Origin of the sequence: Ferrovibrio sp. (assembly GCF_025869515.1) — a bacterium.
In the GTDB taxonomy this organism is placed as follows: Bacteria; Pseudomonadota; Alphaproteobacteria; order Ferrovibrionales; family Ferrovibrionaceae; genus Ferrovibrio.
Genome location: NZ_JAOZVR010000004.1, coordinates 1 through 22563, shown reverse-complemented (window position 1 = coordinate 22563; position 22563 = coordinate 1). Strand labels below are relative to the sequence as shown.

20 protein-coding genes are annotated in these 22563 nt (G+C 63.2%); 10 read left to right on the top strand and 10 right to left on the bottom strand.

Features of this window, described 5'->3' with window-relative positions; genetic code table 11:
* Positions 1–94 precede the first annotated feature (94 nt).
* The gene (locus OJJ21_RS00470; RefSeq protein WP_297682255.1) at positions 95–460 is read right to left on the bottom strand and encodes a DUF962 domain-containing protein; all 366 of its coding nucleotides are present in this window, start codon (positions 458–460) and stop codon (positions 95–97) included.
* Positions 461–628: 168 nt separating this feature from the next.
* Here OJJ21_RS00470 and OJJ21_RS00465 point away from each other — a divergent pair, with 168 nt between their 5' ends.
* From OJJ21_RS00465 to OJJ21_RS00435, 7 genes are all read left to right on the top strand, one after another.
* A complete protein-coding gene (locus OJJ21_RS00465; RefSeq protein WP_297682253.1) occupies positions 629–1087 on the top strand; it encodes a MerR family DNA-binding transcriptional regulator in 459 nt (152 codons plus the stop codon).
* Positions 1088–1190: 103 nt separating this feature from the next.
* Positions 1191–2327: a thiolase family protein gene (locus OJJ21_RS00460; protein WP_297682257.1), complete on the top strand. Its 1137-nt coding sequence runs from the start codon at positions 1191–1193 to the stop codon at positions 2325–2327.
* A 22-nt stretch (positions 2328–2349) separates the two neighbouring features.
* Positions 2350–4668, top strand: coding sequence for a 3-hydroxyacyl-CoA dehydrogenase/enoyl-CoA hydratase family protein (locus OJJ21_RS00455; protein WP_297682251.1), 2319 nt, complete (start codon positions 2350–2352; stop codon positions 4666–4668).
* A 24-nt stretch (positions 4669–4692) separates the two neighbouring features.
* Positions 4693–6486, top strand: a complete 1794-nt coding sequence (locus OJJ21_RS00450; RefSeq protein ID WP_297682249.1) for an acyl-CoA dehydrogenase C-terminal domain-containing protein — start codon at positions 4693–4695, stop codon at positions 6484–6486.
* A gap of 51 nt (positions 6487–6537) precedes the next feature.
* Positions 6538–7686 (top strand): acyl-CoA dehydrogenase family protein, encoded by a 1149-nt coding sequence (locus tag OJJ21_RS00445; RefSeq protein WP_297682247.1) that lies wholly within the window; start codon positions 6538–6540, stop codon positions 7684–7686.
* A 43-nt stretch (positions 7687–7729) separates the two neighbouring features.
* Positions 7730–8938, top strand: coding sequence for an acetyl-CoA C-acetyltransferase (locus tag OJJ21_RS00440; RefSeq protein WP_297682245.1), 1209 nt, complete (start codon positions 7730–7732; stop codon positions 8936–8938).
* 27 nt (positions 8939–8965) lie between these two features.
* Entirely contained in the window at positions 8966–11095 is a 2130-nt protein-coding gene (locus tag OJJ21_RS00435) for a 3-hydroxyacyl-CoA dehydrogenase NAD-binding domain-containing protein (RefSeq protein WP_297682243.1), read from the top strand.
* Positions 11096–11160: 65 nt separating this feature from the next.
* Here OJJ21_RS00435 and OJJ21_RS00430 read toward each other — a convergent pair whose 3' ends face one another.
* The 3 genes from OJJ21_RS00430 to OJJ21_RS00420 all read right to left on the bottom strand — a co-directional run bounded on the left by OJJ21_RS00430 (position 11161) and on the right by OJJ21_RS00420 (position 14482).
* Positions 11161–12648, bottom strand: coding sequence for a TRAP transporter large permease subunit (locus tag OJJ21_RS00430; RefSeq protein WP_297682242.1), 1488 nt, complete (start codon positions 12646–12648; stop codon positions 11161–11163).
* Positions 12645–13232, bottom strand: coding sequence for a TRAP transporter small permease subunit (locus OJJ21_RS00425; protein WP_297682241.1), 588 nt, complete (start codon positions 13230–13232; stop codon positions 12645–12647). Before OJJ21_RS00425 ends, OJJ21_RS00430 begins: the two co-directional genes overlap by 4 nt.
* Before the next feature lie 101 nt (positions 13233–13333).
* Entirely contained in the window at positions 13334–14482 is a 1149-nt protein-coding gene (locus tag OJJ21_RS00420; protein WP_297682239.1) for a TRAP transporter substrate-binding protein, read from the bottom strand.
* Positions 14483–14703: 221 nt separating this feature from the next.
* Here OJJ21_RS00420 and OJJ21_RS00415 point away from each other — a divergent pair, with 221 nt between their 5' ends.
* On the top strand, positions 14704–15480 hold the full coding sequence (locus OJJ21_RS00415; protein WP_297682238.1) for a class II aldolase/adducin family protein: 777 nt from the start codon (positions 14704–14706) through the stop codon (positions 15478–15480).
* Here OJJ21_RS00415 and OJJ21_RS00410 read toward each other — a convergent pair.
* Positions 15468–16637: an aminotransferase class V-fold PLP-dependent enzyme gene (locus OJJ21_RS00410; protein WP_297682236.1), complete on the bottom strand. Its 1170-nt coding sequence runs from the start codon at positions 16635–16637 to the stop codon at positions 15468–15470. The genes OJJ21_RS00415 and OJJ21_RS00410 overlap by 13 nt on opposite strands.
* A 60-nt stretch (positions 16638–16697) precedes the next feature.
* Here OJJ21_RS00410 and kynA point away from each other — a divergent pair, with 60 nt between their 5' ends.
* A complete protein-coding gene (gene kynA, locus OJJ21_RS00405; protein WP_297682234.1) occupies positions 16698–17516 on the top strand; it encodes a tryptophan 2,3-dioxygenase in 819 nt (272 codons plus the stop codon).
* 21 nt (positions 17517–17537) lie between these two features.
* Positions 17538–17945, top strand: coding sequence for a VOC family protein (locus tag OJJ21_RS00400; RefSeq protein WP_297682232.1), 408 nt, complete (start codon positions 17538–17540; stop codon positions 17943–17945).
* Between the two features lie 12 nt (positions 17946–17957).
* On the opposite strand, the gene OJJ21_RS00395 is transcribed toward OJJ21_RS00400, so the two are convergent.
* The 5 genes from OJJ21_RS00395 to OJJ21_RS00375 form a co-directional block, all read right to left on the bottom strand.
* Entirely contained in the window at positions 17958–18896 is a 939-nt protein-coding gene (locus tag OJJ21_RS00395; RefSeq protein ID WP_297682230.1) for an AEC family transporter, read from the bottom strand.
* 151 nt (positions 18897–19047) lie between these two features.
* Positions 19048–20409 carry a thioesterase family protein gene (locus OJJ21_RS00390; protein ID WP_297682228.1) on the bottom strand — a complete coding sequence of 454 codons (1362 nt, stop codon included), beginning with the start codon at positions 20407–20409 and terminating at the stop codon, positions 19048–19050.
* A 52-nt stretch (positions 20410–20461) separates the two neighbouring features.
* Positions 20462–21115: a TetR/AcrR family transcriptional regulator gene (locus OJJ21_RS00385; protein ID WP_297682226.1), complete on the bottom strand. Its 654-nt coding sequence runs from the start codon at positions 21113–21115 to the stop codon at positions 20462–20464.
* Positions 21105–21959, bottom strand: a complete 855-nt coding sequence (locus tag OJJ21_RS00380; protein WP_297682224.1) for a crotonase/enoyl-CoA hydratase family protein — start codon at positions 21957–21959, stop codon at positions 21105–21107. The genes OJJ21_RS00385 and OJJ21_RS00380 overlap by 11 nt, the downstream gene beginning before the upstream one ends.
* A 55-nt stretch (positions 21960–22014) precedes the next feature.
* Complete coding sequence (locus OJJ21_RS00375) at positions 22015–22494, bottom strand: N-acetyltransferase (protein WP_297682222.1); 480 nt, start codon at positions 22492–22494, stop codon at positions 22015–22017.
* Between the last annotated feature and the right edge of the window lie 69 nt (positions 22495–22563).

Sequence of the window (22563 nt, the reverse complement as noted above, 5' to 3'; positions counted from 1 at the left end):
TAAAGCTCAATTTCTTATAAAGGTCTGGCGCCAAACTGCCACGGCTATGGTTGCCAAACCGTGATTTTCCCGGGCGAATCGTCCGAGCCGGGCCTTACTTGGCCAGCGGCACCGACATGCTGCCCTGCGCCGGCACCCCCGCACGCTCGAGTTCGCGTCCGAGCGTGCCGGACAGGAAGGCGAAATACATGCGGAAGTCCGAGAAGAACGACCAGAACGGATATTTGAAACTGGCCGGCTTGTTCTTCTCGAAAAAGAAATGCCCGATCCAGGCCGGGCCGTAACCGATCAGCAGCGCGCCGACCAGCCAGGGCCAGGCCCCGGTGGCGGCCAGGGCTGCCAGACAGGCCAGCGCCAGGGTGGTACCGCAGTAATGCCAGACCCGGGTGACCGGTCTGGCATGCTCGCGCAGGTAAAACGGCCAGAATTCGCCATAGCTCTTTATCCGATTGTCGGACATTGCTGTTTCCTCCGTTCGCTTTACTGATCAGTTTACGATCATAATTCCCTGTTTTCCAGTATTTTTATCAAAAATATGCGCGCGAATGAGATTCGGATTGACGTTGACGTAAACGGAAACTAAGACTCCATCCAACGTTAGAACAGAGCCTTTAGGGAGGGCTTACCCGTGTCGGATAACAAGACCTACACGATCACCGATCTGGCGCATGAATTCAAAGTCACGGCGCGCGCAATCCGCTTTTATGAGGACAAGGGCCTGCTGCATCCGTCCCGTCAGGGCATGATGCGGGTCTACGCCAAACGCGACCGCGCCCGCCTGCTGCTGATCCTGCGCGGCAAGCGGCTCGGCTTCAGCCTGGCCGAAATCCGCGAAATGATCGACCTCTATGATCTGGGCGATGGCCGCATCGAGCAACTGACCCTGACGCTCAAACGCTCGCGCGACCGCCTCGCCGCCCTGGAAACCCAGCGGCAGGATATCGAAGAGGCCATCACGCAGCTGAAACAGGATGTCCGCATTCTGGACGACTTCCTGAAAATGAACCGCGACCGGGGCCCGGCGGCGGTATCGTTCAAGGAATTCGTGCGCAGCCACACCACCGAATTCGCCGCCGTGGCCGAATAAGGCCATGGCCGGATAAGCCCGGCGCCGAACCGTCGGCGCCGGCGCAAGTTTTCTGTTTCCGAAACCACATAATAATCCGTCCTCGCAAGGAGACATCGTCATGATGCGCAACGTGGTGATCGCCGGCTACGCCCGCTCGCCCTTCACGCTGGCCCGCAAGGGCGCCCTGGCCAAGGTTCGCCCCGACGACCTGACCGCACAGGTGATCAAGGCGCTGATCGAGCGCACCGGCGTCGATCCCAAAGCCATCGAGGACGTGATCGTCGGCTGCGCCTTCCCCGAGGGCGAACAGGGCCTCAACGTCGCCCGCCTGATCAGTTTCCTGGCCGGTCTGCCGCAGGAAGCCGCCGGCACCACGGTGAACCGTTTCTGCGGCTCGTCGATGCAGAGCATCCACCAGGCCGCCGGCGCCATCCAGATGAAGGCCGGCGAGGCTTTCATCTGCGCCGGCGTCGAGAGCATGACCCGCGTGCCGATGGGCGGCTTCAATACCCTGCCGAATCCGAAGCTGCTGAAGGAATATCCGCAGGCCTATGTCTCGATGGGCGTCACGGCGGAAAATCTGGCCAAGAAATACGGCATCGACCGCAAGGCGCAGGAGGAGATGGCCGTCGAAAGCCATGCCAAGGCGCTCGCCGCCCAGAAGGCCGGCAAGCTGAAGGACGAGATCGTGGCCATCGTCGACGGCAACAACCGCGTCGAACTGGATGGCTGCATCCGCCCGGAAACCACCGCCGAAGGTCTCGCCGGCCTCAATCCGGCCTTCGATGCCGCCGGCACCGTCACCGCCGGCACCTCGTCGCCGCTCACCGATGGCGCCTCGGCCACGCTGGTCTGCTCGGAAGATTTCGCCAAGGCGCATGGCCTCAAGGTTCTTGCCCGCATCAAGTCGGTTGCCGTTGCCGGCTGCGCGCCGGAGCTGATGGGCATCGGCCCGGTGCCGGCCACCAAGAAGGCGCTCGACCGTGCCGGGCTCAAGCTGGGCGATATCGACATCATAGAGCTGAACGAAGCCTTTGCCGCCCAGGCCATGGCCTGCGTGGCGGAAGCCAAATACGACATGAAGAAGGTCAACCTGGACGGCGGCGCCATCGCGCTGGGCCATCCGATGGGCGCCACCGGCGCACGCATCACCGGCAAGGCTGCGTCGCTGCTGAAGCGCGAAGGCAAGCAGTTCGCGCTGGCCACCCAGTGCATCGGCGGCGGTCAGGGCATCGCCACCGTCCTGGAAGCCGTCTAAGCCGCATCGGAGCAGTCAGACCATGACCGAGATCAAGAAAGTCGCGGTGATCGGCGCCGGTGTGATGGGGTCCGGCATCGCCGCCCATGTCGCCAATGCCGGCATCCCCGTCATCCTGCTGGATATCGTGCCGACCGGTGCGAATGACCGCAGCGCCCTGGCCAAGGGCGCCATCGAAAAGATGCTGAAGACCAAGCCGGCGCCTTTCATGCATCCGCGCGTCGCCAAGCTGGTGACGCCGGGCAACCTGGAAGACGACCTCGACAAGCTGGCCGATGTGGACTGGATCTGCGAGGCGATCATCGAGAATGTCGAGCTGAAGCGGAAGCTCTACGCCCAGCTGGAGCAAAAGCGCAAGAAGGGCTCGATCGTCACTTCCAACACCTCGACGATCCCGCTCGATCTGCTGACCGAAGGCCTGCCGGAAAGCTTCGCCGCCGATTTCGCGGTGACGCATTTCTTCAATCCGCCGCGCTACATGCGCCTGTTCGAACTGGTGAAGGGCCCGAAGACCAAGCCCGGCGTGATCGACGCGCTGCGCCAGTTCGGCGACGTCAAGCTCGGCAAGGAAGTGGTGGACTGCAAGGACCGCCCGGGCTTCATCGCCAACCGCATCGGCATCTACTGGTCCACGGTCGCCACCGCGCTGGCCTATGACATGGGCCTCACCGTCGAGGAAGCCGACAGTATCGTCGGCAAGCCGATGGGCATTCCCAAGACCGGCATCTTCGGCCTGGCCGACCTCACCGGTATCGACCTCGGCCCGCATGTGGTCGGCTCGATGCTGAGGACCCTGCCCAAGACCGATCCGCTGCTGCAGTTCTACAAGGCGGACCATCCGCTGAACGCCCTGATGCAGAAGATGATCAAGGACGGCTATACCGGCCGCAAGGGCAAGGGCGGCTTCTACCGCAACCGCGGCAAGGAAGCGCTCGATCTCAAGACCGGCGAATACCGCGCCACCAAGCGCGCCAATCTGGAATCGGCCAAAGTGGCGCGCAAAGGCCTTCGCGCCCTGGTCGAGCATGAAGACAAGGGCGGCCAGTATGCCTGGGGCGTCGCCAGCCGCGTGCTGAGCTATGCCGCCGACCTGGTGCCGGAGATCGTCGACGACATCATGGCCGTCGATATCGCCATGAAGACCGGCTATGCGTGGAAATACGGCCCGTTCGAGCAGATCGACCAGCTTGGCACGCAATGGTTTGCCGACAAGCTGAAGGCCGCCGGCATGCCGGTGCCGAAGATGGTGGAAGTCGCCGCCGGCCGTCCCTTCTACAAGGAAGAGAACGGCAAGGCCTATCGCCTGACCACCAAGGGCGACTATGCCGAAATCGTCGTGGCGCCCGATGCCTGGATGCTGGCCGACATGAAGCGCGGCAAGCAGCCGATCGCGTCGAACCGCGGCGCCAGCCTGTGGGATGTGGGCGACGGCGTCGTCTGCCTGGAATTCCACACCAAGATGAATGCAGTGGATGCCGACATCATCACGATGGTGAAGGAAGCCGCCAAGATCGATAAGAAAGGCTTCAAGGCGCTGATCATCGGCTCGGACTCCGACAACTTCTCGGTCGGCGCCAATGTCGGCATCGCGCTGTTCCAGGCCAATATCGCCATGTGGCCTGCCATCGAGCAGGGCATCAGCGAAGGCCAGGATGCCTATATGAAGTTGAAATACGCGCCCTTCCCGGTCGTGTCGGCGGTGGCCGGCATGGCGCTGGGCGGCGGCTGCGAGATCACGCTGCATTCCTCGGCCATCCAGGCCCATGCCGAAAGCTATATGGGCCTCGTCGAAGTCGGCGTCGGCGTCATCCCTGGCTGGGGCGGCTGCAAGGAGCTGATCACCCGCGCCATCACCAACAAGAAGCGCCCCGGCGGCCCGATGCCGGCGCTGGCCCAGGTGTTCGAGGCGATCTCGACCGCCAAGGTGGCGACCTCGGCGATGGAAGCACGCGACATGCTGATCCTGCGCGACAGCGACGGCATCACCATGAACCGCCGCCGTCTGCTGGCCGATGCCAAGGCCAGGGCGCTGGAACTGGCCAAGGACTACAAGCCGCCGGTGCCGGTGGAAATCAGCCTGCCGGGCCCGACCGCCAAAGCGGCGATGAGTCTGGCGGTGGACGGTTTCTTCCAGCAGGGCAAGGCGACCAGGCATGACGTGGTGGTCTCCGGTGCGCTGGCCAATGTGGTCTCGGGTGGCAACACCGATATCACCGAGGTGATCACCGAGAAGAAGCTGCTGGAGCTTGAACGCGAGAACTTCATGGCGCTGATCAAGACCAACGCCACGCTGGACCGCATCGAACACATGCTCACCAAGGGCAAGCCGCTGCGCAATTAAGCGGCGTCAAGGGAGACCAAGGCCATGCCGAGCTATACCGCCCCGATCAAGGACTTCCAGTTCGTGCTGCACGATGTGCTGCAGATGGAAAACATGAGCAACCAACTGGGCTTCACCGATGCCAGCCGCGACGTCGTCGACGCCGTGCTGGAGGAAGGCGGCAAGTTCATGAGCGAGGTCACCGCGCCGCTGAACCGCGTCGGCGACCTTGAGGGCTGTAAATGGGACAATGGCGTGGTCACCACGCCGACCGGCTTCAAGCAAGCCTACAAACAGTATTGCGAGGCCGGCTGGGGCGCGCTGACCGCGGAAGAGAAATACGGCGGCCAGGGCCTGCCGCATGTACTGGGCATCGCCATGGCGGAAATCCAGTCCTCGGCCAACATGGCCTTTGCCATGTATCCCGGCCTGACCCATGGTGCCTACGAGGCGCTGCTGCGGCATGGTTCGGAAGAGCAGAAAGACATGTATCTGCCGAACATGGCATCGGGCAAATGGACCGGCACCATGAACCTGACCGAGCCGCATTGCGGCACCGATCTGGGCCTGATGCGCACCAAGGCCGAACCGCAGACCGACGGCAGCTACCTGGTCACCGGCACCAAGATCTTCATCTCGGCCGGCGAACACGACATGGCCGAGAATATCATCCACCTGGTGCTGGCCAAGATTCCGGGCGGCCCGGAAGGCATCAAGGGCGTCAGCCTGTTCCTGGTGCCGAAATTCCTGGTCAATGCCGATGGCTCGCTCGGCGCCCGCAACGGCGTGTCCTGCGGCTCGATCGAGCACAAGATGGGCATCCACGGCAATTCCACCTGCGTGCTGAACTACGACAATGCCAAGGGCTGGCTGGTCGGCCAGATGCACAAGGGCATGCAGGCGATGTTCGTGATGATGAACGCCGCCCGCCTCGGCGTCGGCGTGCAGGGCCTGTCCCAGGCCGAGGTCGCCTACCAGAATGCCCTGACCTATGCCAACGACCGCCTGCAGGGCCGCTCGATCACCGGCACGAAGAACCCGGAAAAGCCTGCCGATCCGATCATCGTGCATCCGGACATCCGGCGCATGCTGATGACCATCAAGGCCTTCGTCGAGGGCAGCCGCGCACTGGCGCTGTGGACCGGCATCGAGCTAGACATCGCCGCCAAGCATCCGGACGAGCAGCGCCGTCAGGAGGCCGACGATCTGGTCGCCTTCCTCACCCCGATGGTGAAGGCCTATATGACCGATTACGGCTACCAGTGCGCCACCATGGCCCAGCAGGTCTATGGCGGCCATGGCTATATCGCCGAATGGGGCATGGAGCAGTTCGTGCGCGATGCCCGCATCGCCATGATCTATGAAGGCGCCAACGGCATCCAGGCGCTCGACCTGGTCGGCCGCAAGCTGCCAACCGGCATCGGCCGCCTCGCCCGCCGCTTCTTCCATCCGGTCTCCAGCTTCATCGAGGAGAAGATGATGGATCCGGCGATCGGCAAGGATTTCGTCATGCCGCTGGCCAAGGGCTTCGCCCGCCTGCAGACCGCGACGGCCGTGGTCAGCGAGCGCGGCATGAAGAATCCGGATGAAGCGGGCGCCGCTTCGTGGGACTACCTCAACCTCTTCGCGCTGGTCGCGCTCGGCTACATGTGGGCGAAGATGGCTGCCGTCGCTAAGCAGAAGCTGGCCGAAGGTGCCGAGGACAAGGATTTCTACGAAACCAAGCTGATCACCGCCCGCTTCTTCATGGACCGCATGCTGCCCGATACGGCGGCACAACTGGCCAAGATCCAGGCCGGCAGCGAGAGCACCATGATGCTGAAGGCCGCCAATTTCTAACAGGCAAGCCGTCCAGGGGACGGCTCAAGTCCAGTCGGAGGAAACGAACGCATGACCGAATACGGCATCCCGCGCAGCATCTATGGTGACGACCATCAGATGTTCCGCGACGCAGCGCGCAAATTCTTCGAGCGCGAAGTCGTCCCCCACCACGCCAAATGGGAAGAAGACGGCGTGGTGCCGAAGGAGGTGTGGCGCAAGGCCGGCGAGAACGGCTTCCTCTGCGCCACCATGCCGGAAGAATACGGCGGCTCCGGCGTCGACCGGCTGTATTCGGCGATCCTGATGGAAGAACAGGCCTATACCGGCTGCTCCGGTCCGGGCTTTTCGCTGCATTCCGACATCGTCGCGCCCTATATCCTCGCCTATGGCTCGGAAGAGCAGAAAAAGAAGTGGCTGCCGAAGATGGCCACCGGCGAAGTGATCGGCGCCATCGCCATGACCGAGCCGAGCGGCGGCAGCGATCTGCAGGCGGTGAAGACCACCGCGATCCGCGACGGCAACGAATTCGTCATCAACGGCCAAAAGACCTTCATCACCAACGGCCAGAATGCCGATCTGGTGATCGTCGTGACCAAGACCGACCCCAAGCAAGGCGCCAAGGGCACCACGCTGTTCCTGGTCGAGGCCGGCCGTGAAGGCTTCACCAAGGGCCGCAATCTCGAAAAGCTCGGCATGAAGGCGCAGGATACGTCCGAACTGTTCTTCGCCGATGTGCGCGTGCCGCCGGAAAACATGCTGGGCGGCGAGGGCCAGGGCTTTTTCTACCTGATGCAGGAACTGGCCTGGGAGCGGCTGCAGATCGCCATCATGGCGGTGGCTGGCTGCGAAGCCGCCGTCAAGTGGACGGTGGACTACACCCGCGAGCGCAAGGCGTTTGGAAAGCCGGTTATCGATTTCCAGAATACCAAGTTCGAACTGGCCGAGATGAAGACCGAAACGCAGATCGCCCGCGTCTTCGTCGACCAGTGCATTGCCATGGTGGCCGAGCACAAGCTGGATGTCGCCACCGCGGCAATGGCGAAATACTGGTGCAGCGACCTGCAGTGCAAGATCCTCGACCGCTGCCTGCAGCTGTTCGGCGGCTACGGCTTCATGTGGGAATATCCGATCACCCGCGCCTATGCCGATGCCCGTGTGCAACGCATCTATGGCGGCACCAATGAAATCATGAAGGAACTGATCAGCCGTACATTGTAATCCGGGTACCCGGCGGAAAAAGCAAAGACAAGGGAGAGAGACCATGACCGAAGCCTTCATCTATGACGCCGTGCGCACGCCGCGCGGCAAGGGCCGCGCCAGCGGCGCGCTGCATGAAGTGACCCCGATGCGTCTTGCCACAACGGCGCTGGAAGCCGTGCGCGACCGCAATGAACTCGACACCTCTCTCGTGGATGACGTGGTGCTCGGCTGCGTCATGCCGGTGGGCGAACAGGGCGCCGATATCGCCCGCGTCGCCGTGATCCAGTCCGGCTATGCCGAAACCACCGCCGGCGTGCAGGTCAACCGTTTCTGCGCCTCGGGCCTGGAAGCCTGCAACATGGCGGCCGCCCAGGTGATGTCGGGCCAGTCGCAGATGGCGATCGGTGGCGGCGTGGAAAGCATGAGCCGCGTGCCGATGGGGTCCGATGGCGGCGCCTGGGCCACCGATCCGGCTGTGGCGATTTCAACATATTTCGTGCCGCAGGGCATCTCCGCCGATCTGATCGCCACCAAATACGGCTTCAGCCGCGACGATGTCGATTCCTACGCGGTCGAGAGTCAGAAACGCGCCAAGCGCTCCTGGGACGAAGGCCGCTTCAAGAAGTCGATCATCCCGGTAAAAGACATCAACGGCCTGACCGTGCTGGACCGCGACGAACATCTGCGGCCTGAAACCACCATGCAGAGCCTGGCCGCACTGGAACCGTCTTTCGTGGTGATGGGCGAGCAGTTCGGCTTTGATTCCGTTGCCACCCAGCGCTACCCCGAGGTCGAGCGCATCGAGCATGTGCATCATGCCGGCAACTCCTCCGGCATCGTCGATGGTGCCGCCGCCGTGCTGATCGGCAATGCCGAAGCCGGCAAGAAGGCCGGGCTGAAGCCGCGCGCCCGCATCCGCAGCTTCGCCTCGGTCGGCTCGGAGCCGACCATCATGCTGACCGGGCCGTCGTTTGCGGCCGAAAAGGCCCTGCGGCTGGCCGGCATGAAGCCGTCGGATATCGACCTTTACGAGCTGAACGAGGCCTTTGCCTCGGTGGTGCTGCGCTTCATGCAGGCGCTCAACATCCCGCATGACAAGATCAACGTGAATGGCGGCGCCATCGCGCTGGGCCATCCGCTGGGTGCCACCGGCGCGATGATCCTGGGCACCATGGTCGACGAGCTGGAGCGCAGCGGCAAGAGCACGGCGCTCATCACGCTCTGCGTCGGCGCCGGCATGGGCACCGCCACCATCATCGAGCGCGTCTGAGCGCTGCTAAAGATACAGGGTAGAAACATGATCGATTACACTGTTGATGGCGACGGCGTCGCCTCCATTACCTGGAATATGACCGACCGGTCGATGAACGTCATGAACAGGGCCAGCATCGCGGCCTTCCGCGAGGCTGTCGACAAGGCTGTCCAGGACAAGGCGGTGAAGGGCGTGATTGTCGCTTCGGCGAAGAATGACTTCGTCGCCGGCGGCGATCTGGTCAGCATGCTGGAGGAGTCCAAAGACCCCGCCAGGGCGCTGCAGAACAGCTTTGCCCTGCAGAAGCTGTTCCGCGACATCGAGAAGGCCGGGAAGCCCTTTGTTGCCGCGATGAACGGCACTGCGCTGGGTGGCGGTTATGAAATCTGCCTCGCCTGCCACCGCCGCATCGCCGCCGACAACCCCAAAGCGCTGATCGGCCTGCCGGAAGCCACCATCGGGCTGCTGCCGGGCGCTGGCGGCACCCAGCGCCTGCCGCGTTTGATCGGCGTGTCCAAGGCGCTCCCCATGATGCTGGAAGGCAAGAAGGTCGACCCCAAGGCCGCGCTCGCTCTGGGCATGATCGATGAAATCGTGGCGCCTGCGGATCTGCTCGCCCGCGCCAAGGCCTGGATTCTGGGCGAGGGCCAGACCGGTCATGTGAAGCCCTGGGACCAGAAGGGCTTCCGCGTACCCGAGGCCGCCAATACGCCGAAAGGCGCCCAGGTCTTCACCGCAGGCAATGCCATGCTGCGCGCCAAGACCATGGGCAACTATCCCAACGCGCAATACATCATGTCCTGCGTCTACGAGGGCATGCTGGTCGATATCGATACCGGTCTGAAGATCGAAAGCCGCTATTTCGTCGCCTGCACCCAGTCGAAGGAAGCGCGCAACATGATCCGCTCACTGTTCTTCTCGATCGGCGAGGCCAACAAGCTGGCCAACCGGCCGAAGAACGTGCCAACCCAGGCCTATACCAAGGTCGGCATCCTCGGTGCCGGCATGATGGGTGCCGGCATTGCCTGGGCCGCGTCCTCGGTCGGCCTCCAGGTCGTGCTGCTGGACAGCACCCAGGAGTCGGCCGACAAGGGCAAGGCCTACAGCGCCGGACTGCTCGACAAGCGCATCAAATCCAGGCGCGCCAGCGAGGCCGACAAGGAAAAACAGCTCGGCCTGATCAGGGCGACAACCTCCTACGATGACCTCAAGGGCTGCGACCTGATCATCGAAGCCGTGTTCGAGGACCGTGCCATCAAGGCCGATGTGACCAGGAAGGCCGAAGCGCAGCTTGAACCGACCGCCATCTTCGCTTCCAACACATCGACACTGCCGATCAGCGGCCTGGCAGAAGCCAGCAGCCGGCCGGCCAATTTCATCGGACTCCACTTTTTCTCGCCGGTCGACAAGATGCCGCTGGTGGAAATCATCCGCGGCAAGCAGACCTCGGACGAGACGCTGGCCCGCGCCATGGACTTCGTGAAGAAAATCCGCAAGACGCCGATCGTGGTCAACGACAGCCGCGGCTTCTACACCAGCCGCGTGTTTGCCACCTACGTCACCGAAGGCCTCACCCTGCTGGCCGAAGGCGTGGCGCCTGCGATCATCGAGAATGCCGGCAAGGCCGCCGGCATGCCGGTCGGTCCGCTGGCGCTGGCCGACGAGGTGTCGCTGGAGCTGATGCATCGCGTGCGGACCCAGACCCGCAAGGATCTCGGCGATGCCTACAAGGCCGATGGTTCCGAGCCGGTGCTGAACCTGATGGTCGAAAAACTCGGCCGCATGGGCAAGAAGGCGGCCAAGGGCTTCTATGAGTATCCCGCCGATGGCAAGAAGCGGCTGTGGACCGAGCTGGGCAAGCACTTCCCGGTCAAGGCCGAACAGCCGGCTCTCGCAGACGTGATCAAGCGCCTGGTCTATATCCAGTCGGTCGAGACCGCGCGCTGCCTGGAGGAAAAGGTGGTGATCGACGTGCGCGATGCCGATGTCGGTTCGATCATGGGTTGGGGCTTCCCGCCCTTCCGGGGTGGCACGGTCAGCAATATCGACACTGTCGGTGTGCAGCCCTTTGTGGCCGAATGCGACCAGCTTGCCCAGAAATTCGGCGCCCGCTTCACGCCGCCCAAGCTGCTGCGCGACATGGCGGCCCAGGGCAAGACCTTCTACGCCGCCTGAGGCTGTGCGGAGCACAAAAGAAAGGGGCCGGGTTTCCCCGGCCCTTTTTATTGGTTGACTGTCGCTCAGTCCTCGTCGGGTAGCGGCACTTCATCCTCGTCTTCCGCCGGCTCGGTGACCGCATCGGGCTCGGTGCTGGTGCCCGGTGCATCGAACAGGGTGCTGGCACTGCCGCCTTCATCCAGCGGCGGCAGACCATCGGTCGGGATCGCATCCGCCGCGCCGCTCGCGCCGCCACCGTACAGCTGATCCGGCAGCCACAGGGCAATTTCCGGGAACACATACAGCATAACCATGGCGATCAGCACCATGCCGACGAAGGGATAGATGCCCTTGAAAATCTCGTCGATGGAAAGCGATTTCGGTGCCACGCCCTTGCAGTAGAAAGCCGCCATCGCCACCGGCGGCGTCAGGAACGAAGTCTGCAGGTTCAGCGCCACCAGGATGCCGAAGAACAGCGGATCGACGCCGTAATGCTGCAATAGCGGCATGAAAATCGGCACGAAGATCACGATGATCTCGGTCCATTCCAGCGGCCAGCCCAGCAGGAAGATGATGAACTGGGCGAGGATCATGAACTGGGTGCCCGAGAGATCGAGATAGTCGATCAACGCGCGCACCACTTCATGGCCGTTCAGATAAGCGAAGACCGCCGAGAAAGTGGCCGAACCGACGAACAGCCAGCAGACCATCGCCGCCGAGCGCGCCGTCAGGTAGACCGATTCGGTCAGCTTGGCGAAACTGAAGCTGTTATAGGCAATCGCCAGCACCACCGCACCGGCGGCCCCCACGGCGGCCGCCTCGGTCGGCGTCGCCAGGCCGAACAGGATCGCTCCCAGCACCGTGGTGATCAGCAGCGCCAGCGGCAGAAACGATGTTGCCAGCGCCCAGATCACCTTGGCGACCGGCACATCCAGAATCTCCTTCGGTGGCTTGGGTGCCAGCGACGGATTGATGATGGCACGGCCGATCACATACATCATATACATGCCGGCCAGCATCAGGCCAGGCAGGAAGGCACCGGCATAGAGCTTGACCACCGACACGCCCGCCGTGGCGCCATAGAGGATTAGCAGCACGCTGGGCGGAATCAGGATGCCAAGGCAGCCGCCGGCGCAGACCACGCCGGCCGCCAGCTTGGGATCATAGCCTGCACGCAACATGGCCGGCAGAGCCAGCAGGCTCATCAGCGTCACCACGGCGCCGACAATGCCGGTGGCTGTGGCAAACAGCGCGCAGGTCAGCAGCGTGGCAACCGCCAGCGAGCCTGGCAGGTTTTTCGCTGCCAGTTCGATACTCAGGAATAATCGGTCGAGGATATTGGCACGCTCGACGATGTAGCCCATGAACAGGAACAGCGGCACCGAGATCAGCACGTCATTGGCCATGACACTGAAAGTGCGCTGCACGAAAAGTTCAAAGATGTGGTTGCCCATGGCGTAGTAGCCGAAGCCGACGCCGATGGCCATCAGAGTGAAGGCGATGGGAAAGCCGAGACCGATGGCGAACAGAAACACCACCAGCATCAGGATACCGACCTGGGGGTCCGTCATTTACCGTTCTCCCCGGCCTCAGTGGCATACTGTTTCTGCAGCACCTGCTCCAGTTCCTCCACATCGCCCAGCCGTGGCGGCCAGTTGCCGTTTCTGATGCAGTAGATACAACGCATCACCTCGGCAAAGCCCTGCAGGATCAGCAGTGCGCCGGCGATCGGGATAACCGTCTTGAAGGGGTAGATGATCGGGCCGGCCGGCGTGAACAGGCTGCGCTCCTTCACCGACCAGGAATAGGCGGCATAGTCCCAGCCTGTATAGAGCAGCGTGATGATACCGGGGAAGAAGAAGATGAAATACAGGATCAGGTCTGACTTGGCCTGTGTGCGGGGCGACCAATTGCGGTAGATCCAGTCGCCGCGCACATGGCTGTTGCGCGCCAGTGTATAGGCGCCGGCCATCATGAACAGCGTGCCATACAGGATATAGGCCGCATCGAAAGCCCATTCCGTCGGCGCTTTCAGCACATAGCGGGCAAAGACCTCATAGCTGGTCGCTGCTGTCAGCAGAACGATGCACCAGCCGAACAGCTTGCCGACCCAGGTGTTGATCGTCTCGATCCAGAAAACCAAACGATTGTCCATTTGCCCCCACCGCTCCGTTTACGCGGTTTTTACGCGATACCCTTAAACGACGGGAACCGCCGGTTGCCCGGCGGTTCCCGCACCTACTCATGCCAACAAACTCAACCCTTCTTCTTCTGGCCGAAGAAGTGATTGTAGGCGACCTGGCGGTTCGGCGTATTGAGCAGCTCGTAGCGCACCGTGCGGCGCACCCAGTCCAGCTGCGACTTGATCACCTTGGCGAAGAAGGCTTCCTGGTTCTGCGCCTGCAGCACAGTGTCCCAGGCCTTGAGCTGGGCATCCATCACCGCCTTCGGCGTGGTGTAAACCTTGACCTTGTCCTTGGTCTGCAGCTCGGCCAGATCCTTGGAATACCGGTCGAGCGCCTTCCACGACATGTCTGAGGAGGCTGCCTCGGCGGCATATTTCAGAATCTGCTTCTGCTCGGTCGCCAGAGCATCGTATTTCGCCTTGTTGAAGATGATCTCGAAGGCTTCCGCAGCCTGATGCCAGCTCTGCAGCATGTAGACCTTGGAGACATCCGCGAAGCCGAGCAGCTTGTCCGACGACGGATTGTTGAACTCGGCCGCATCCAGCAGACCGCGATCCATCGCCGGCACGATTTCGCCACCGGCAACGATAGTGACCGCCGCGCCCATTTCCTTGAATACGTCAGCCGACAGGCCAACCGTGCGGTATTTCAGGTTCTTCAGGTCGTCGGCCGTCTTGACCTGCTTCTTGAACCAGCCGAGCGGCTGGCACGGCATCGGACCCGAGATGAAGCCGACAATATTGAGCTTCAGGATGTCGCGGACCAGTTCGTTATACAGCTGGTTGCCGCCGCCATAGGCCATCCAGGCCAGCACGCCATTGGCATCCCAGCCGAACGGTGGCACGGTGCCGAACAGCGAGAAGGCCTTGTGCTTGCCGTACCAGTAGGCGGTGACACCATGGCCGGCATCCAGCACGCCACTATGCACGGCATCCTGCATGCCGAAGGCGGGCACCACCGAACCGGCCGCCAGCACATCGAGCTTCAGGCGGCCGCCCGACATCTCGTTGACGCGGGTCGCATAATCGGCGGCCATCTCGTGGAAGATGTCCTTGGTCGGCCAGGTCGACTGATACTTCAGGGTCACCGTCTGGGCCCGCGACACGCTCGGCATAGCCACTGTGGCGGCTGCGGCACCGGCCGCGATGCCGGTCCCGCGCAGGAACTGGCGACGGCCGGTCTTTTTGGACGCAATGGGGGTGTCTGTACGCTCGGTCATCGTATCCTCCCAAGGATGTTATCGCCGGTTTCCGGCCGTGTTTTGAATCGGTGCGTAAATTCGAGCGCCGCCATCATTGGGCGTATACGTTGTCCGGGGCAAGCGGATTTTTACGGGCGGGTTATGCACCGCATTGCACAATTTTGTGCAAACCGCCGGTTTGACGCAGCCGGGGAAGCGGCCCAGACTAAAGTTCAATAAAAAATGATCGGAGGAACGCTATGACGGCCGCAGCAGCACTCAAACCGGTTGCCGATATTCGCACGCAGGTCACACCGGAAGAATGGCAGGTGCGCACCGACCTCGCCGCCGCCTATCGCCTGGTGGCGCATTACGGCTGGGACGACCTGATTTTCACGCATATTTCCGCCCGCGTGCCCGGCCCGAACCATCATTTCCTGATCAATCCCTATGGCTGGATGTTCCACGAGATCACCGCCTCCTCGCTGGTCAAGGTCGACCTCGACGGCAATATCGTCTCGCCCACCGATCACATTATCAATCCGGCTGGCTTCACCATCCATTCCGCCGTGCATGCCGCGCGGCACGATGTCGGCTGCGTGCTTCATTTGCATACAAGCGATGGCATCGCCGTGTCGGCCATGGCCGATGGCCTGATGCCGCTGAGCCAGACCGCCATGGTGGCGCTGAGCACGCTGAGCTATCACGAGTTCGAAGGGATTGCCCTCAACCTCGATGAGCGCGAGCGGCTGGTCGCCGATCTCGGCAGCAATAACCTGATGATCCTGCGCAATCACGGCACGCTGGCCTGCGGTAAGACCGTGGCCCAGGCCTTCCTCAACATCCACATGCTGGAGCGCGCCTGTCAGGCCCAGGTGCGGACACTCGCCGGCGGCGCGAAACTGCATCCGGCCCGGCCCGGCGTGCAGGAGCTGGTCAGGCAGCAGGTGCGCGGCATGAAGATCGATGTCAGCGGCCTGGCCTGGGGCGGACTGCTGCGGATGCTGGATGCGAAGGACGCGTCCTATAAATCCTGAAGCCGGCCCAGCAGCGCCTCGACATCGTCCGCCGTGTGATACAGGCCGAAGCCGATGCGCAGACGGCTGCCGCGATGGTCGGTGACCACACGCGCCCGCATCAGCCGCTGCTGCACGGCTTCGGCATCCGGCAGCTCGAAGGTGAGGAAATTGCCGTGCGGCAGGCTGTCCGGCACCACCAGCTGCGCGGCCTGTAGCGGCCCTGCCGGCAATGCCGCAATAAACCGCTTCTGCAGGCTGCGCACATGGTCGTGGATCGTCGCCACGCCGATGCCCTGCGCCACCAGCCAGTCCTGCACGGCGTTGAAGCGATACAGCCCTGACGGATCGAAGGTGGCACCCATGAAACGCCAGCCGCTCTCGGCATAGGCAGTGCGGTTGTCCTGCGCGCCGCTGAGCGCGCCGAAGGCGGCATACCAACCGGTATCGCGCGGCCGCGCACCCCAGCCCGGCGGACAATGCATGAAACAGGCGCCCTCGCCCGCCATGGCGTATTTGTAGCCGCCAGCCAGATAGAAGGCGCGCGCCGCAAAGGCCGACCAGTCGACCGGCCGCGCCATGAAGGCGTGATAGCCATCGATCACCAGCATCGCCTCGCCGGCTGCGGCGGCAATGGCGCCGATCTCTTCCACCGCGAAGCCGGAATTGAAAAACACCTGGCTGACAAAGATCAGGTCGAAGCCGGCCCTGGCGGCGGCCGCGAAACGCGCGGCAAAACTTTCATATGGCGCGCTGGGTATGCGCGTCACCTGCACCAGCCCCTCTTCCTCCATGCGCGCGATCTGGCGGGCGAAGGAATGGAATTCACTGTCGCTGGTCAGCAGCCGGATCGGCTTGTCTGCCGGAAAGCAGGACAGCAGCCGCTTCACCAGCTCATGGGTGTTGGGCGCAAACACCACGCTCTGCGGATCGGGCAAGTTCAGCAGCCGCGCCACATGGCCCTGGGCCTGCGGCAGCACGCTGCCCAGCACATGCTCCCATTTGCCGTCGATCAGCCGGGCGGCATCGTCCCAGGCCAGCAGCTGCCCCGCCCGGCTGGCATCGGGCCAGCAGGAATGGCTGTGGGCGGCGAAATGCAGGCGCCCCCCTTTTGAATCAGAGCAGGGGTCGCTGCCGAGAAACCGGGAGAAATGCTGTTTCAGGTCGAGTTGGGTCATTTCACGCTTTCCGGAAGGCGCGGAATATTTTAATCTTAAAATAATTCCGGGAGCAAGACCATGACGACGGACGGCATCCAGACCGATTTCTCCGACCGCATGAGCTATGGCGACTATCTGCGCCTCGACACCCTGTTGTCGGCGCAGCAGCCGCTATCGGCCGAGCAGGATGAACTACTGTTCATCACCATCCACCAGGTGCAGGAACTGTGGATGAAGCTGCTGAACAGCGAACTGGACATGGCGATCGCCCATATCCGCGCCGACACCCTGGGCCCCAGCTTCAAATGCCTGTCGCGCGTCTCGCGCATCCAGGTGCAGCTGATCCAGGCCTGGGATGTGCTGGCCACCATGACGCCGGCGGATTACCTGCGCTTCCGCCCGGTGCTGGGTTCTTCCTCGGGCTTCCAGTCCTGGCAGTATCGCCAGATCGAATTCAAGCTGGGTGCCAAAAATGCCCTGATGCTGAAGCCGCACCGGCACCGCCCCGATATCCATGGCCCGCTGGAGGCCGCCTTCACCGCACCGAGCCTCTATGACGAAGCGCTGCGGTTGCTGGCCCGTCGCGGCCTGCCGGTGCCGGATGATATTCTCAAACGCGACGTGACCAGACCGCACCAGGCCGATGCCCGCGTGGAAGATGTCTGGGCCGCGATCTACCGCGAGTCCGAGCGGTATTTTGACCTCTATGAACTGGCCGAGGAACTGGTCGATGTGGAAGACAGCTTCCAGCAATGGCGTTTCCGCCATATGAAAACCGTGGAGCGCATCATCGGCATGCGCCAGGGCACCGGCGGCAGCGCCGGCGTGACCTATCTGCGCCAGGCGCTGGAGCGCAGCTTCTTCCCCGAACTCTGGTCGGTGCGGACCAAGCTGTAGCCTTTGGCAGGAGCCGTTGCCGTGACCCCACCCCGTCCGCCATCTCCTTTTCAGGCCATCCGCGCCATCGACTACACGGTGATCTTCGTGCGCGACATGGCGGCGATGCGGCATTTCTACGAGCACATCCTGCGCTTTCCGCTGGCCCGCGAACTGTCCGCCGGCTGGATCGAATATCAGCTCGGCGGCAATACGCTGGCGCTGTCGATCGCGCGACGCACGGCTGCCGATACCCCCGTGCCGAGGGGCAGCGCCGCGCTGCAGCTGGCTTTCAAGGTGACGCCGCCCGATGTCGACCGCTGCGCCGAGGAGTTGCTGCGGCAGGGCGTTGCCCTGCTCGAGCCGCCGACCGACCAGTCTTTCGGGCATCGCACGCTGTTCTTCCGCGATCCGGACGGCAACCTGCTGGAAATCTACGCCGACATCTGACCGGCTGTGGCCTCAGTAAGCCGTAAACAGCACCATGAAGGCCGACACCGTGACGGTGGCGATCACCGTGGTCACCAGGATGGTGCTGGACGCCCGCTGCACATAGGTATTCTGCTGGGTGGCGAGGATGTAGACATTCGCCGCCGTCGGCATCGAGGCCTGGATCACGGCAACCGCCGTCAGGAACGGATCGAGCTTCAGCACATAGGCCGCCAGCATCCACACCACGATGGGATGCACCGCCAGCTTGCCGATGGCGGCGACCGACACCTGCTCCAGCCCTTCGGAGATCGGCCGCCCGACCAGGGTGAGGCCGAGCGCGAACAGCGCGCAGGGTGCCGAAGCATTGGCCAGCAGGTTGAGCAGCGTCTCCAGCGGGCTGAACAGGCTCAGGCCGGTCAGGCCCCAGAGCAGGCCGGCGAAGGTCGAGAGGATCAGCGGGTTGCGCGCCATGCCGCTGGCGACGCGGCGGAAGATCGCGCCCAGCGAGGCATGGCCGCCGTTGGAGCCCTCGATCAGCGCGGTGGTGAGCGGGATCAGCAGGATATGGTCGAACACGATGATCAGCACGGCGGGCAGCACGGCGGCATCGCCGAACAGCGTCACCAGGATCGGCAATCCCATGAAGCCGACATTGCCGAAGCTGGCGCTCATGCCCTGCACGGCGCGCTCGCCCCAGTTGACCGTGAACAGCAGCCGGCTCAGGCCCACCGTGAAGGCATAGGCGATCAGCCCGCCACCGCTATAGGCGGCGACGAACTTCCAGTCGAAGGCAGCAAAGACCGGCGCCGAGGCCATCTTGATGAACAGCATGGCCGGCAGGGCGAACCAGATCACGAAGGCATTGAGGCCGAGATAGGCCTGCGCCGTGATGATGCGGGTATAGCCGGCGGCATAGCCGACGAAGATCAGGCCGAAAAAGGGCAGCGAGACATTGAGGAGCGTTCCCATGGAACCGTCACTCAACCAGAAACATCGTCCCCGCGAAAGCGGGGACCCAGAGATTTATGAGTCATCCGCCCTCACCCTCCCACCGCTGACGCGGCGGGTCCCTCCCTCTCCCGCCAAGCGGGAGAGGGAGACGGAGGGTGAGGGTCTTTCTTTAGCTAGCCGGCGTCGTCACCAGCCGCTTGGAAAACGCCGCCCGCACCATCTCGGGCATAACAATCGACTTGCGCGCCTTGAGGTCGAACAGCACGGCGACAATCTCTGCCCGCGCCACCGGCTGGTTTGTATTGCTGTCGAGCATGAAATGGAAAAAGCGCCAGGTCTTTTCGCGCAGCTCCAGCATGCCGGTGCGGGCGTAATAGGCATCGCCGATGGTCAGCGGCCGGAAATAGTCGATGGTGTAATCCAGCGCCGCCGAGCCGATATTGTGTTCGCGCATCCTGTCGGCGGTGAGGTCACCGCCGGCCAGCATGTTGCCGGCCGCCGCCGAGAAGCAGGCCATGTAGAAGCGTGTCGCCATGCGGCCGGTTTCCTCGGATTCCCAGCGGTCGACGCCACCGCGGCAGGTCTCGTACATGCCGGCCACCGGCGCCTGCGGTACCGGCACGCCGGTATGCGGCGCTGGCGGCGGTGGCGCCTTGAGCTGGGCGGCCAGCGCATCGGCGGCCGTTGTCACGTCCTGTGGAAAAGCGAGCGCACCGCCGCCATCCAGACGATCAAGAACCACTTCCGCCTCGCAGGTGGCCGACAGAGTGTTCGTCTCCGCCTCATAGAGTTCGTGACACAGGAACAGCCGATCGGCGCCTACTTTGCGGATGCCGCTGCGCACGCGCAGCACGGCGCCTTCGTGATTCTCGCGCTTGAACTGGATGCGGTGCTTCAGCGGCCGTACAGCGACCTTGTCGGCCTGGCGCCGCGTCGGACCGTAGCCCAGCGCCAGCAGCAATTGCTTCTCGGCCTCGGCAAAGCGCGCGAGATAGAACTGCACGTTCAGATGCCCCATGCGGTCGCATTCCCACGGCTGTACCGGCGAACGCCCCGTCGGCACGAAACCATCTTCAGTGGTCGGAACCGCCACCTGCCCGGCAAGCGCAGCGGGATCCACGCGCACCGCTTTGAAGCCCTCTTCCAGATCGGCCGGCAGGGCGACGGATTTGCGCTGCACCAGGTCGAAACACAGCGCCAGCACCTCGGCCTGCATGCAGAGCGCGCCGGTCTCGGCATTGTAGACGCGATGATGGAATTTGATCTTCTTGCCTTCTGCAAACACCACGCCGCTTTCCATGCGGATCAGGTCGCCGGCATGCAGCTCGGATACGAAGCGCGTTTCGGCATTCACCGCAGCGATGCCGAGCTTCAGCTCCTTGAAGGCCTTCTGTCCGAAGCCGGCCGCCAGCATAACACTGGCAGCCGCGTCGCTGATGCGGGCGGTGTAGAACTGCACGTTCATATGGCCGTACTGGTCGCATTCCCAGGCGGCGACCGAGCCGCGGTAGGTTTCGCGGAAATTGCTCAAGGGAGACTCTCTGAATGAAGGCTGTGGATGGGGGTGCGCCTATGTTCGCGCCTCATGACGCCGCGCGCAACCTTTGAACCAATAGCTCGACATGGCGGCGCACCACCGCCTTGCCGGTATCGCCCAGCACCTTCAGGCGGCCGGTGACTTCCAGCATCAGCGCCCCGCCGGTGGCTGCCGCAAGGGAAACCGTTTCCGCCCGCAGCATGTCTGCATCCAGCGGCGGCGCCTCCGATGGCACTTGGCGCCGCATGGCATCGCTCAGCACCGTGTAGCACTGGATCAGGCGGCCATTGAGCAGTCGATCCAGTTCCGGTGTCAGGCCAGCCGGCCGCAATCCCTGCCCCAGATAGAGACCGAGATAGAGGTCATCGGGGCGTTGACGATAGAAGTCATAAAAGGCCAGCGCGCCCGCCATCAGCTGGTCGTCCGGCATCGCTCTGGTCACCGCATCGCGCAGATGCTTCTGCAGATCGGCCAGCGAACCTGCCAGCAGTTCGGCATAGAGCGATTCTTTCGCCGGGTAATGCAGATAGACAGTCCCGACCGCAATCCCCGCCTCGGCGGCGATAGCGCGGAGCGTCGCACCATCCAGTCCGTCGCGGGCAAAGATCTTGCGCGCCGCCTGCAGGATCGCCTCACGCTTGAAGGCACGGACGGCCTCGCGTCGGCCGGTCCTCTTCTTTTCCAGAAGGTCAGCGGGCATTTTTCCAGGCCAGCGGGTCACCGCCGTCGCGTTCCTTGACGGCGGCCTTGAAACCGATCTGTTCGCAGCGCGCCTTGAAAGCCACGCCTTCCGGCGAATGGCGGGTGATGCCGTCGAACAGCGTGGCCAGCGTCTGCGTCGAATTCAGGCCCATATTGTCATAGGCCTGGTTCACCATCAGCTTCTGCATCATCAGCTGGTTCTTCGGCACGCTGGCCATGCGGGCCACCAGCGCCTCGACATGGGCATCCAGTTCGGCCTCGGGCACCGCATCGATCACCAGGCCATACTCCTTGGCTGTTTTGCCGTCGATCAGGTCGCCGGTCAGCAGCATGCGCTTGGCCTTTTCCGCGCCCAGGCGATAGACCCACATCGCTGTGGTCGGGCAGCCCCAGATGCGGGCCGGCGGATAGCCGATCTTCGCATCCTCGGCCATCACCACCAGATCGCAACACAGCGCGATGTCGCTGCCGCCCGCCACCGCATAGCCGCGGATCTTGGCGACCACCGGTTTCAGTGAACGCCACAGGCTGAAGAAGCAGTCGGTCGAATGCCGCATCCACTGGTAATCCACCAGCGGATCCCAGGGCATGTCCTGGCTGCCCTTCACCGGGCGCGGCGCCTCGGCATATTCCTTGAGGTCGTAGCCGGCGCAGAAGGCACGGCCGGCGCCGGTCAGCAGGATGACATGCACCTCGTCATCGGCATTGGCGCGCTCCACTGCGGCGCGCAGCAGGTCCGGCGTCGTCTCATGGATGGCATTGAGCTGCTCGGGCCGGTTCAGCGTGATGCGGGCGACGCGGCCGTCGCGCTCATACAGAACGAAAGGCTCGGTTTTCGACATGGCTTCCTCCTGATTATGAGGAAACCGTATCACTGTTCATTAAAATGAACAATGTTCATAATTTGAGTTCACGATACCGGGCACCGGGCAGCGGATTGTCGTAATAGGGCGGAATATCGTGAAAACCCAGGGCATCGTAGATGCGGTTGGCGGCCACCATCGAGGGGAAGGTGTCGAGCCGGACGGCGCGGTAGCCGTAGCGGCGCGCCTCGGCCAGCACGGCATCGGTGAGCGTGCGGCCGAAATTATGGCCACGCCCGGCCGGATCGATATAGAGCCGCTTCATCTCGGCGATGCCGTCTCCGAGGTCGCGCAGGCCGACCACGCCGACCGCCTCGCCGTCCAGTCTGGCCAGCAGCAGGGCGCCGCGCTCGGCCGGGGCATATTTCCCCGGCAGGCCCGCGAGTTCCTCGTCAAACCCCTGGAAGCAGAGGCTGAAATCCAGCGATTGCGCATAGGCGGTGAACAGCCGGCGCACCGCGGCTAGATCGTCGGGCGTGGTGGCGGGCTGGATGGCGATGGCGGAGTCGGTCATACGCCTATCAGAAAAGAAAAGGGCGCGGCATACAACAGGGGATGATGCCGCGCCCGACCGGTTTGCACC